At 62.0% G+C, this 12678-nt stretch carries 12 protein-coding genes; 2 read left to right on the top strand and 10 right to left on the bottom strand.

All coding sequences use genetic code 11. The annotated features are described in order from the left end of the window. Positions 1-75: 75 nt before the first annotated feature. From GGQ67_RS13670 to GGQ67_RS13625, 10 genes are all read right to left on the bottom strand, one after another. Positions 76-891, bottom strand: a complete 816-nt coding sequence (locus tag GGQ67_RS13670; protein WP_183900707.1) for a competence protein CoiA — start codon at positions 889-891, stop codon at positions 76-78. A 343-nt stretch (positions 892-1234) separates the two neighbouring features. Continuing rightward, positions 1235-2539: a nicotinate phosphoribosyltransferase gene (gene pncB / locus GGQ67_RS13665; protein WP_183900706.1), complete on the bottom strand. Its 1305-nt coding sequence runs from the start codon at positions 2537-2539 to the stop codon at positions 1235-1237. Between the two features lie 191 nt (positions 2540-2730). Beyond that, a complete protein-coding gene (locus tag GGQ67_RS13660) occupies positions 2731-3072 on the bottom strand; it encodes a hypothetical protein (protein ID WP_183900705.1) in 342 nt (113 codons plus the stop codon). A gap of 103 nt (positions 3073-3175) precedes the next feature. Beyond that, positions 3176-4129 carry a 2-hydroxyacid dehydrogenase gene (locus GGQ67_RS13655; protein ID WP_183900704.1) on the bottom strand — a complete coding sequence of 318 codons (954 nt, stop codon included), beginning with the start codon at positions 4127-4129 and terminating at the stop codon, positions 3176-3178. 21 nt (positions 4130-4150) lie between these two features. After that, the gene (locus tag GGQ67_RS13650) at positions 4151-5779 is read right to left on the bottom strand and encodes an ABC transporter ATP-binding protein (RefSeq protein WP_183900703.1); all 1629 of its coding nucleotides are present in this window, start codon (positions 5777-5779) and stop codon (positions 4151-4153) included. Continuing rightward, positions 5779-6264, bottom strand: coding sequence for a type II toxin-antitoxin system VapC family toxin (locus tag GGQ67_RS13645; protein ID WP_183900702.1), 486 nt, complete (start codon positions 6262-6264; stop codon positions 5779-5781). The genes GGQ67_RS13650 and GGQ67_RS13645 overlap by 1 nt, the downstream gene beginning before the upstream one ends. Next, a complete protein-coding gene (locus GGQ67_RS13640; RefSeq protein WP_183900701.1) occupies positions 6261-6557 on the bottom strand; it encodes a hypothetical protein in 297 nt (98 codons plus the stop codon). The genes GGQ67_RS13645 and GGQ67_RS13640 overlap by 4 nt, the downstream gene beginning before the upstream one ends. 70 nt (positions 6558-6627) lie before the next feature. After that, entirely contained in the window at positions 6628-7776 is a 1149-nt protein-coding gene (locus tag GGQ67_RS13635; protein WP_183900700.1) for an ABC transporter permease, read from the bottom strand. Then, positions 7776-8867, bottom strand: coding sequence for a microcin C ABC transporter permease YejB (locus GGQ67_RS13630; protein ID WP_183900699.1), 1092 nt, complete (start codon positions 8865-8867; stop codon positions 7776-7778). Before GGQ67_RS13630 ends, GGQ67_RS13635 begins: the two co-directional genes overlap by 1 nt. Positions 8868-9025: 158 nt before the next feature. Further along, a complete protein-coding gene (locus GGQ67_RS13625; protein WP_183900832.1) occupies positions 9026-10864 on the bottom strand; it encodes an extracellular solute-binding protein in 1839 nt (612 codons plus the stop codon). A 242-nt stretch (positions 10865-11106) separates the two neighbouring features. Between GGQ67_RS13625 and mepA the strand changes: the two genes are divergently transcribed. Continuing rightward, on the top strand, positions 11107-12180 hold the full coding sequence (gene mepA / locus GGQ67_RS13620; RefSeq protein WP_183900698.1) for a penicillin-insensitive murein endopeptidase: 1074 nt from the start codon (positions 11107-11109) through the stop codon (positions 12178-12180). A 111-nt stretch (positions 12181-12291) separates the two neighbouring features. Further along, a complete protein-coding gene (locus tag GGQ67_RS13615) occupies positions 12292-12675 on the top strand; it encodes a methylglyoxal synthase (RefSeq protein ID WP_183900697.1) in 384 nt (127 codons plus the stop codon). Positions 12676-12678: the final 3 nt, after the last annotated feature.

The raw sequence follows: 12678 nt of genomic DNA, 5'->3' as shown, positions 1-12678 counted from the left end.
CTTGCGTCCCAAAGCTGGGGGTAGCGACTTTGAATAAACTCGACAATCCGATCACTATAGAGCTGATGCGAGTGACTAACGGGTGATTTGTCTGGGTATCAATCGCGCTATTAGTCCAGCCGGCCATGAGAACCCTTCCCCATTGAACTTCTTACGCGTTTCAATCTTAATTAAGAGCTCATCGGCCTTGTGGGGTCCTGTTAATGTGAGTTCTTTGTATCGCTTTGACCAACGATGAAACCCACCCCCATAGTTTTCTTCGCCGCCTTCAGAATACCAAGATTTTTCCTCGACATAGGTTTGGTGGCCAGCCATTCGGCCGAGCCAGAACTCTTTCTTGGCAGGATCGTACATCCACATGCCGTGTTTGCCGCCGAAGCCGTGAACCCAACGTTCAAACGGCCGTGGAGAATATCGTTCTACAAACCAACCTTCACGACATGGCTCGCCATCTTTCCAGACTGAGCTTTTCAGAAACGGTATCCAGATTTGCGCAATGCCTGCATGGCCATAAGACGAAGCACGAGCTTCGATTTCATCTAGGTCAATAGCGGTGTGTTGTAGTTCGAACGCGATGGAAACGTTCTTTGGAGACCACGCCATTACATCGGAACGACGGTCTCCGCGAAATGTGCTGACAGAAAATTCAATTTCAGCCTTTAAGCCTCGTCCGATAAGAGCCGAATGTACTAAGGCCTTTGCTTCCAAATGGGCTCTTGTTTCGCCATTGGCCGACGAGCAACTTATTGGCGGCTTGTGAGCAAAATGCTCAATAACTTTTCGTCCCTGCTTGAGAACGACGATTTCACAACACGCAGGGCAGCGATAGTCAGGGCCACGCTTTGCTCTCGCCGCATCAATTCGTTCTCCGTTCAAATCGGCAATTAACATCTTGCTGCTCTCCCCTTGATTCGTAGCAACGTTTGAAGCGTTTAACAAACGGGGAAACTGTTCAAGTCGACTGATTGCGTGCGCGATCGGCATCGCAAGCGGTAGAGAAGCGATAACTACTGGGTGCAGTAAGACTGACGTAGGCAATCTATTTTGCTGGAGACATAATCTGCATGCGCGGCCTGCCGCCTTGCATCCGCGCCAATATCCTGTAAACGCAGCCTCGGAACGCGACCGCCGTTAACTTAAGAACGGGGTCGGGCGGCAGATTGACGTCACGTCGCTGTCACGAGATCACGTGGCCGTTCCCTCGTTCCATATACATCCGCCGTAAAAACGCGTCTCAGACGAGCACGGCCTGCTCGACCAGATCCTCGGTGCCGAAGAATTTGAGGTAGCGCTGCACCTCTTCCGGTTCGCCAGTGGCCTTTTGCGGGTTGTCGGAGAGCTTGACGGCCGGGCGGCCGTTGGCGTCGCTCACCTTGCAGACGATCGAGATCGGGTTGAGGCCGGAGATCTCGGTCGGCGCGCAGCCGGCGAAGTCGTTGGTGAGGTTGGTGCCCCAGCCGAAGCTCATGCGCACGCGGCCCTCGAAATGCTTGTAGGTGTCGATGATCGCATCGACATCCATCCCGTCGGAGAAGATCAGCATCTTCTGCCGGGGATCGCGCCCCATCTTCTTCCACCACTCGATGATCTTCTCGCCGCCCTCGATAGGCGGCGCGCTGTCGGGGCGAAAGCCGGTCCAGTCGGCCACCCATTCCGGCGCGTCGCGCAGGAAGGCCGCCGTGCCGAAGGCATCGGGAAGCACGATCAGAAGGTTGCCGCCGTAAAGCGTGTTCCAGTCGCGAAGCACCTTGTAGGGCGCGTTGCGCAGCTCCTCGTCGGTCTCGGCCAAGGCGGCCGCCACCATGGGCAGCTCATGCGCGTTGGTGCCGACGGCCTCGAGATCGTTGTCCATGGCGAGCAGAACGTTGCTGGTGCCGGTGAAGCCCGGGCCGATGCCTTCCTTCAAGGCCTCGACGCACCAGCGCTGCCAGAGGAAGCTGTGTCGCCGCCGCGTGCCGAAGTCGGAGATGCGCAGGCCCGGCAATTCCCGCAGCCGCTCGACCTTCTCCCACATACGCGCCTTGGCGCGGGCATAGAGCACGTCGAGCGTGAAAGGCCCCAGCGCGCGCAACGCCGAGCGCGAGCGCAGCTCGTTGATGATCGCGAGCGCCGGGATCTCCCACATCGTGGTCTCCTTCCAGGAGCCGTGGAAATCGAGCCGGTACTGCCCGTCGCGCTTCGAAAGCTCGTATTCCGGCAGCTGGAAATGCGACAGCCAGGCCAGGAATTCGGGCTCGAAGATCTGCGCGCGGCCGTAGAAGCTGTTACCTGCCAGCCAGATCATCTCTTTCTTGGAGAGCCTGAGCGTGCGCGCATGGTCGAGCTGTGCGCGCAGTTCCCCTTCGTCGATCTCCTCGGCGAGCAGCACGCGCTTGGTGCGGTTGATGACGGTGAATGTGGCGTTGACCTCTGGATAGAGCTTCCAGATCATCTGCAGCATCAACAGCTTGTAGAAGTCCGTGTCGATCAGGCTGCGGACGATGGGATCGAGTTTCCAAGCGTGGTTGTAAACGCGCCGTGCAATATCTGTCTTCGCCATCGAATCCACCCTATCCAATCCGGGTGCGGGCGCCGAAACCGGCGCAGGACAACCGGCCTGTGCTGTTTCTTATCGAAAACTCGGCCGGCAATGTCCAGAACAAATGCCCGCGCGGACGGACACGCGCGGACAAAAGCACCGCATGGTTTTGCGGAGGGTGCCTTCCATTCGTACGTTTCCAGTGCGCGGGCCTACTGCGCGGTCGCCGGGGCTGGCGGCTGGCTGCCCGGGGTCGCGGGCGTCTCCGTCGGAACGGCGGTGCCGTTCTGCAGCGAAGGCGAGGGCTTGGCGGGTGCCGGCTGCTCGGATTGAAGCTGCTGGCCGGGCTGCTGCGGCGCCACGTCGGTTGCCTGACGCTGGCCCCAGATTTCCACCGGAATCCAGACCAGAAAGGCGAGAACCAGCGCCACGACCAGAAGCGTCAGGATACGCCGGCCGGTATGGCCCTGCTTTGCCTTGACGGGATCGATCTGCTGCTCTTCATGCAGCGCGCCATCGGTCTTTACCCATTCTCTTCGCATCTGCTGCGCCATGCGTGCCTCCTTGCCAGATGTCGCATGCCTGCCGGGCATGCTCCAAAACCACTGGAAACAAACGGCTACCCGGCACGATGGTTCCCGGGGGGCGCTTTCCGCCTCAGTAGCCGCGGCCGCGATCGACCACATATTGCAGCGGTTCGCCGCGCTCGAAGCGGGCGATCTGCCGCTCCACATGCCGAAACAGCGCGTTCTCCTCCGAACTCGCCGCATCATGCGGCGTGATGAACACGTTTGGCAGGTCCCAGAGCGGGCTGTCCGACGGCAGCGGCTCTACCTCGAAGACATCGAGCGAAGCGCCGCCGAGCATCCCGGTCTCGATCGCCGAGACGATATCGGCTTCGACCTGGCTCCTGCCGCGCCCGGCATTGATGAACACAGGCTTTTGCAGCGCGCCGCCCTGGCGCAGCCTGGAAAACAGCGCGGTGTTGTAGAACTTCGTCGTCTCCGGCGTCAGCGGCAGCAGGCCGACGAGGATGTCGGTCTTCGACAGAAAGGCATCGAGCCCGCCCGCGTCGAAGGTCTCGATGCCATCGATCTGCTTGGCCGTGCGCGACCAGCCGATGACGTTGAAGCCCATGATTTTCAGCTTCTTGACCGCATCCTGGCCGAGCACGCCCAGCCCCATGACGCCGACGGTCAGTTCCGATGCCTCCGGCGCCACGTCGCGGCCCCATTCGCGCCGGCGCTGCAGCCGGTCGTGCTCGCTCTGCCCGCGTTGATGCATCAGGCACTGCATGACAACCCATTCGCTCATCCGCGTCGTCAGGCTGTGGTCGACGAAGCGGACGATCGGCACGTCGGGTAGGCCGGGCAGGTTCATGAAGCTGTCGACGCCGGCGCCGCCGGAAAAGATCACCTTCAGGTTCGGCGCCCGCGAAAACAGATCCGCGTCCGGCTTCCACAGAAGCGCGTAGTCGAGACCGGAAAGATCCCGGCTCCTTGTCTCGGGATCGGCGACATTGACGCTCCCGCGATCGAGAAAGGCGGTCTTCAGGATGCGTTCGACGGTATCGGGATTGAACTTGAGATCGACGAGAATGGGGGCTGGCATGGTGTCCGGGCTCTGATGTCGCTAGTGTTGCACTGAGGGCGTTGGCCGCGCCTCGATGTTGAAGGCCGCCGCCATCAGCGCCTTGGTGTAATCGTCCTTCGGCGCGCTGAAGATATCGGCCGATGGCCCCTGTTCGACGACCTTGCCGAAGCGCATCACGATCACCTCGTTGGCCAGCGCCTTCACCACCTTGAGATCGTGGCTGATGAAGAGATAGGCGAGATCGTGCTTCTGCTGCAGGTCGCGCAGGAGATCGACCACCTGCGCCTGCACGCTCATATCGAGCGCCGATGTCGGCTCGTCGAGCATCACGAAGCGCGGCTTCAGCACCATGGCGCGGGCAATGGCGATGCGCTGCCGCTGGCCGCCGGAGAATTCGTGCGGATAGCGCCAGCGGGTGGTGGGATCGAGCCCCACTTCCTCCAGCGCCCAGCAGACGCGCCGGTCGCGCTCCTCGTAGGAAAGTCCGCGCTCATGCACCTGCAGCCCCTCGGCGATGATGTCGCCCACCGACATGCGCGGGCTGAGCGAGCCGTAGGGGTCCTGGAACACCACCTGCAGCTGGTTGCGCAGCGGCCGCATCTCGGTGAATGAATAGCTGGCTATATCCTTGCCGACGAAGCTGATCCGCCCCTGCGAGGAGATCAGCCGGGTAAGCGCCAGCCCGAGCGTCGTCTTGCCGGAGCCGGATTCGCCGACAACGCCCAGCGTCTGCCCGGCGCGCAGCGAAAGATCGATCCCGTCCACGGCCTTCACATGATCCACCACCTTGCGCATCAGCCCCGCCTTGATCGGGAACCAGACCTTGATGTCCGATCCCTGCATCACGATCGGCTTGGAGCTGTCGGCGAGCGGCGGCTCGCCGCGCGGCTCGGAGGCCAGCAGATGGCGGGTATACTGGTGCTGCGGATTGGTGAAGACCTCCTCGACCGTCCCGGTCTCGACGATCTTGCCCTTGGTCATCACGCAGACCCGGTCGGCGAACTTGCGCACGATGCCGAGATCGTGGGTGATGAACAGCATCGACATGCCGTGCTGACCCTTGAGCTGCCGCAAGAGTTCGAGGATCTGCGCCTGCACGGTGACGTCGAGCGCCGTCGTCGGCTCGTCGGCGATCAGCAGTTCCGGCCGGTTGGCGAGCGCCATGGCGATCATCACGCGCTGCCGCTGCCCGCCCGAGAGTTCGTGGGGATAGGCCTTCAGCCGCTTTTCCGGCTCGCGGATACCCACCTGGTTGAGCAGCTCGAGCACCCGCGTGCGCGCCGCCTGTCCCTTGATCCCCTGGTGCAACTCCAAGATCTCGGCGATCTGCTTCTCGATATTGTGCAGCGGGTTGAGCGAGGTCATCGGCTCCTGGAAGATCATCGTGATGTCGTTGCCGCGCACCTCGCGCAGCACCTTATCGGATGCCTTGAGCAGATCCTTGCCTTTGAACAGGATTTCGCCGGAGGGATGGCTGGCCGAGGGGTAGGGCAGCAGCCGCAGGATCGAATTGGCCGATACCGACTTCCCCGAACCGGACTCTCCCACCAGCGCCAACACCTCGCCCTTGTTGACGTCGAAGGAAATGCCATCGACAGCCACGGAACTCGCGCCACCCTGGTGGAAGGCGACGGAAAGATTGCGCACGGACAGCAAGGGTTCGGACATCAGGACAGGCTCTCGATCAGGGAGGTCAGGGTGGCGTCGTCGGGGCGGAGAACAACAAGAGGAGCAGCGGTCGCATCTTCGGGCAAGCTGTACGGCCCGCGGATGCCCAGATCGGCGCTCAGAAAATGCGAGCAGCCGATTTGCAAGGCCGTCGCGACATGAATCGCGTCAGGCAGCTTCAGATTGCCGCTCCCTGCACGCATCATTGCCGCATAGCGAAGAATTGTCCGGTCCACCGGCAAAACGCTTAGCCATTCGCTGGTTTTCAGCATGTCATCGTAAACCGCCAAGGCTTCATCATCTTTCGCCTTATAGGGTTTCACGATCAGTTCGGAATACGTAAGTTCGCTGGTGGAAAAATAAGGTTCTGATTGTTTGTCCCGCGCCAACATAAGCAGGGTCTCGAGCTGTCGGGTCGCGGGGCCACCTTCGAATAGGTCGATGAAGATATTCGTATCCAAATATAGATGTGACGGCGGGTTCATTCATCGTCCCATTCGTCACGCAAAGCCCGGATGCGCGCAACGGCCTCTTCCGTAGTGACGCCTTCTGGGTGGTGCCTCTGATATTCCCGAATTCTTTCGATAAGCTCGGCTGCGGTCATCGGCTTTCGAGGTTCGTCTTGGGACTCGCTTAGGCCAGGGTAAAGGTTGCGATCGAGGCTGGTTTTTCCATCGACCTCGACGACAACACGCACTGTTGCATCGTCGGCGAATCCCTCCCTCAAATCCTCGGGAAGGTTGGCGACAGGATAATGATCACGCACGATCTTGTTCATGACGGTCACGCTCCAAAAGTTGCGTAAAAGCCAACTCTACCCGCAAACCCCTGCCATGACGAGGCCGCCCTCATCCGAAGGTCTTTCTCGGATCGAATGCGTCGCGCACCGCCTCGCCGATGAAGATTAGCAGCGACAGCATGATCGACATCGCGAAGAACGCCGTCAGCCCCAGCCACGGCGCCTGCAGGTTTGCCTTGCCCTGGGCGATCATTTCGCCGAGCGAGGGCGAGCCCGGCGGCATGCCGAAGCCGAGGAAGTCGAGCGAGGTCAGCGTCGTGATCGAGCCGGAGAGAATGAAGGGCAGGAAGGTCAGCGTCGCCACCATGGCGTTCGGCAGAAGGTGCCGCCACATGATCGTGCGGTTGCTGACGCCGAGCGCCCGCGCCGCCCTGACATATTCGAAATTGCGCGCTCGCAGGAACTCCGCGCGCACCACGCCGACGAAGCCGACCCACGAGAACAGAAGCATGATCCCGAGCAGCACGAAGAAGCCCGGCGGCAGGATCGCGGCGATGATGAGGAGAATGTAGAGCACCGGCATCGACGACCAGATCTCGATGAAGCGCTGCAGCAGAAGATCGGTCCAGCCGCCGAAGTAACCCTGGATCGCGCCAGCGCTGACGCCGACGATGGCTGAGCAGATCGTCAGGATGAGCCCGAACAGCACCGAGATGCGGAAGCCGTAGATCACGCGGGCAAGCACGTCGCGCGCCTGGTCGTCGGTTCCCAGCCAGTTGAGGTTGTTCCAGGTGCAGTTGGGGTCGTTGACGCCTTGCGGGTAGCCGGAGCATCGCTCCTCGGCGCCCATCATCCAGAAGGGCGCGGTCGGCGCCGAATGCGGGATGTTGGAGTTGACCGAGCGGTAGGAATAGCGGATCGGCGGCCAGATCATCCAGCCATTGGCCTTGATCTCGTCGGCGATCACGTCGGAGCGGTAGTCGGTCTCGGCCAGGAAGCCGCCGAACTTCTCCTCCGGATAATTGACCAGCACGGGAAACAGGATCTCGCCCTTGTAGGAGGCAATGATCGGCCGATCGTTGGCGATGAATTCGGCGAACAGGCTGAGCCCGAAGAGAAGCAGAAACAGCCAGAGCGACCAGAAACCGCGCCGGTTGGCCTTGAAGTTCTTCCAACGCCTGACATTGGTCGGCGAGAGCAGCCCCTTGCGCGGCGGCTTCACGGGCGTGGCGGTCGCGGGCTTTGCGGCGGTGTCCATCACACGTCCCTCCGCTCGAAGTCGATGCGCGGATCGATCCAGGTGTAGATCAGGTCGGAGATCAGGCTGACGAAGAGGCCGAGCAGCGAGAAGATGTAGAGCGTCGCGAACACGATCGGATAGTCGCGGTTGACCACCGAGAGATAGCCGAGCCGCCCCAGTCCATCGAGCGAGAAGATGTTCTCGATCAGCAGCGAGCCGGTGAAGAAGGCGGAGATGAAGGCGCCGGGAAAGCCGGCGATGATGATCAGCATGGCGTTGCGGAATACGTGGCCGTAGAGCACCTTGCGCTCGTTCAGCCCCTTGGCCCGCGCCGTCACCACATACTGCTTCTTGATCTCCTCGATGAAGGAGTTCTTGGTGAGCAGCGTCGTCGTCGCGAAAGCCGCCAGCGACAGCGAGATCAGCGGCAGCGTCAGGTGCCAGAAATAGTCGAGCGGCTTCTGCCACCACGCAAGCTGGTCGAAATTGTCGGAGACGAGACCGCGCAGCGGAAACCAGTCGTAGAACGACCCGCCAGCGAAAAGCACGATCAGCAGGATACCGAACAGGAAGCTCGGAACGGCATAGCCGATGATGATCACGCCCGATGTCCATACGTCGAAGGTCGAGCCGTCCTTCACCGCCTTGCGGATGCCGAGCGGAATGGAGATGCCGTAGGAGAAGATCATGATCCAGATGCCGAGCGAGGCCGAGACCGGCAGCTTCTCCTTGATCAGATCGAGAACGGACGTGTTGCGGAAGAAGCTCTCGCCGAAATCGAAGCGGATATAGTTCCACATCATCTCGCCGAAGCGCGTCAGCGGCGGCTTGTCGAAGCCGAACTGCTTCTCGAGCTTCTTGATCAGCTCCGGATCGAGCCCCTGCGCGCCGCGATATTTCGAGCCGCCGTCATCCATTCCGGAGCCCATCAGGTCGCCGCCGCCGCCCGAAAGGCGGGCGTCAGCGCCCTGCGCATCGCCGGTCAGCTGCGCGATCACCTGCTCGACGGGCCCGCCCGGCGCGAACTGGATGACGGTGAACGAGATGGCCATGATGCCGACGATCGTCGGGATCATCAGAAGCAGGCGGCGAAGGATATAGGCTCCCATCAGTAAGCGGCCTCCGGGGAGTTCTGTCGTGGGCTGTCCAGTCTATCGCCGCTCAATCGTCAAGCCTTCCTTTGCCGTTTCGTCCCGGCGCTGATCATCGTCCGAAGTGATTCGGTTGGCCCATTTGGAGCCCAGCCGCCTGGCCAATGCAAGCCCGCTCACTTTTGCGCGGAAGACGACCACCAGACATCCGGAAAACCGGTCGAGTAGGCCGGGTAGTCGGCCGGCCGGGTGATCGTGTTCCAGTAGGTGATCGACTGCGTATCGCGATAAAACAGCGGCACCACATAGTGTCCCGCCATCAGCACGCGGTCGAGCGCCTTGATCGCCGCCACCTGCTCGTCGCGGTTGGGCGCGAAGATCACCATGCGGATCAGCGCGTCGACCGCGGGGTCGGAAATGCCGGCATAGTTGCGCGAGCCCTGCTGGTTGGCGGAGCCCGAGCCCCAGAAATCGGCCTGTTCGTTGCCGGGGTTCATCGTCTGCGCCCAAACGTTCCAGATCACGTCGTAGTCGAAGCTGCGCACCCGGTTGGTATATTGCGAGGCGTCCACGGTGCGCACGCGCGCATCGATGCCGATCTTCTTCAGGTTGTTGGCGTAGGGCACCGCCCAGCGCTCGAATACCGGGCTCGACAGCAGGATCTCGAAGCTCATCGGCTTGCCCGTCGCGGTATTGACCATACGGTTGCCCTTGATCTCCCAGCCGGCCTCCTTGAGCAGCTTGATCGCCGTGCGCAGGTTGTCGCGACTCTTCTGCGGGTCGCCGCCAACAGGGTTCGAATAGGCCTTGGTGAAGACGTCGGGCGAAAGCTTGTCCTTGAGACCGTTGAGGATCTCCAGTTCGCGCCCCTGAGGCAGGCCGGACGACGCAAGCTCGGTGTTCCAGAAATAGCTGTCGATGCGCTTGTAGCTGTTGAAGGCGACGGTGCGGTTGAGCTCCTCGAAGTCGAAGCCGTAGTTCAGCGCCTCGCGCACCTTCTCGTCCTTGAAGACGTCGCGCCGCGTGTTGGTGACCATCGCCTGCATGATGCCGGTGGCGCGCAGCGCATTCGGCACGTCCTCCTTCTTCACGCGCCCTTCCTTGACGGCGGGAAAGTCGTAGCCGGTAGCCCAGCGCGCCGCGAGCGTCTCCTGCCAGAAGTCGCTGTTGCCGGCCCTGAAGGCCTCGAACTCGACGTCCCGGTCGCCGTAATAGGTGTAGGTGATCGAGCCGAAGTTGTTCTGGCCGACATTGACGTTGAGATCCTTGCCCCAGTAGTCGTCGCGCAGCTCGTAGCGGATCGTGGCGCCCGCCGAGAAGGCGGCGATCTTGTAGGGGCCGGAGCCCATCACGGGTTCAAGCGTCGTCTTGGCGATATCGCGCGGCTTGCCGTCGGGCCCGGTGCCTTCCCACCAGTGCTTCGGCACCACGACCAGCTGCCCCAGTATATCGGGCAGTTCCTTGTTGTTCTTCTCGTTGAAGGTGAAGGTAACGTCGCGCTCGCCCGATTTCTCGGCCTTCACCACGTGCGCGTAGTAGTTGGAAGCGAGCGGGTTGAGCTCCTTCACCTTGTCGAAGCTGAAGATCACGTCCTCGGGCGTGACGGGCTTTCCATCCGCCCACTTGGCCTCGGCGCGCAGCCTGAACGTCGCGCTCGAGACGTCGTCGGGGTAGGAAAGCCCCTCCGCCAGCAGCCCGTAGGAGGCAAGCGGCTCGTCTTTTGCGGGTTTCATCAGCGTCTCGAAGGGCAGCGTCAGCCCAACGGCGGCTTGGCCCTTGGACAGCAGCGGGTTGAACGTGTCGTAGGTGCCCGATGCCGATAGTCTGAGATTGCCGCCCTTCGGCGCATCCGGATTGACGTAGTCGAAATACTTGAAGCCCGGCTTGTATTTCAGCTCGCCGATGACGGAGCTGCCGATCTTGAAAGTCGGCTCCTGGGCCACGGCCTGCAAGGGCAGGGCGGCAGCGCCCAGTAGGGAAAACACCAAACCAAGTCTCGACCACGCACGCGCCATTCGCCAGCCCCAATTGTTTCGCTTCGTCCGAGGATAGGCGAAATGCAGGCGAAAAACAGGTGACGCCACCTTTTTTATCCGGCTTCGCGCAAATGTGAGCGCAAGGGAGCAACAAGCCGCCGCGACGCGTCCGACGCAAGGCCCACGGCGGCCGTGAAAAACATCGATTCACCAGAATCGCTTTTCACGATAAGTCTAATACAAATCACTCGACCCAATCGGGCAGCAGTTCAGGACACGGCATGGCTCTCCGTATCGCGCAGGCGCTCTCCTCCATCGGTAAACTGGCATTGGCTGGCTTGATTGGCGTCAGCCTCGTCGCCGGCGATGCCGCCGCCCAGCAGAAACAGCCGAGCCCCGGCAGCGCCAAGGCGATCTTCGGCGGCGTTCAGCTTCCCACGCAAGGCGGCCCGCAACCTTTCGGCTTCTACGCCAAGGGCTGCATGACCGGCGCCGAAGCGCTGCCGACCGATGGTCCGACCTGGCAGGCCATGCGCCTGTCGCGCAACCGCCGCTGGGGCAATCCGGCCATGCTGTCCTTCATCGAACAGCTGTCGCGCGACGCCGCCAGATATGACGGCTGGCCGGGTCTTCTGATCGGCGATATCTCCCAGCCGCGCGGCGGGCCGATGTTCAATGGCCACGCCTCGCACCAGATCGGCCTCGACGCCGATATCTGGCTGAAGCCGATGCCATCCTACCGCATGACCACGGACCAGCGCGAGGCACTGCCCTTCACCTCGATGCTGAAGAAGGACGCGTTTCTGACGATCGATCCCAATGTCTGGAGCGCGGCCCAGGCGCGCCTGTTGGTGCGGGCCGCGAGCTACCCCGAGGTGCAGCGCATCTTCGTCAATCCGGCGATCAAGAAGAAGATGTGCGACACCTGGACGGGCGACCGCACCAATCTCGGCAAGCTGCGCCCGGAATACGGCCACGACGCCCACTTCCACGTCCGGCTCAAATGCCCGCCGGGCGCGGCCAATTGCAAGCCGCAGGCCCCGGTCGCGGCGGGAGACGGCTGTGACCAGTCGCTCGCCTGGTGGTTCACCCCAGCGCCCTGGGCAAAGCCCAAGCCGCCGAAGCCGGATGCCAAGCCGGTCAAGCCGCGCGAGGTCATGGTCTCCGATCTGCCCAAGGCCTGCCAGGCTGTTCTCGACGCCCCGGCCGTCTCCTCGATGCGCGCGGCGACCTATGGCGGCGCCTCGGCCGCCGAGGCGCTCGGCGTTGCCCCCGCCGCGCAGCCGGCGGCGGCCAGCGACGAAGAGCTGCCCGATCTCGGCCCCGTCCCTGATGACAAGCCCGCCGCGCAATGACACGCGGCGCGGTGAAACACCGCTATCCCGCACTTTAAAACCCTGATCGCTTCGTATAGAAGCGGTCAAATCGATTGAATTATGCCAGTGAATATGAGGGGGGAGCTTCTGATGGCCGGCCGCAAGTGCCTTGCGCTCATCGCGCATGACCAGAAGAAGGACGAAATGGCGGAGTTCGCCCGCCGCAACGAGGAAACGCTCAGGACGCACTGGACGATCTTCGCGACGGGAACCACGGGCGGCCGCGTTCTCGACGCCGCTCCCGCGCTCGATGTCACACGCTTGAAGAGCGGCCCGCTCGGTGGCGACCAGCAGATCGGCGCGCTCATCGCCACCGGCGAGGTCGATGCCCTGATCTTTTTCGTCGACCCGCTGACACCCATGCCGCACGATGTCGACGTCAAGGCCTTGATGCGTCTCGCGATCGTCTATGATATCCCAATGGCGCTCAACGAGGCCACGGCCGACAGGCTGATCGCCAATCTTCACGCCTAAGCG

This window comes from Rhizobium metallidurans (assembly GCF_014196505.1).
In the GTDB taxonomy this organism is placed as follows: Bacteria; Pseudomonadota; Alphaproteobacteria; order Rhizobiales; family Rhizobiaceae; genus Rhizobium; species Rhizobium metallidurans.
This window is presented reverse-complemented; position numbering and strand designations above follow the sequence as displayed.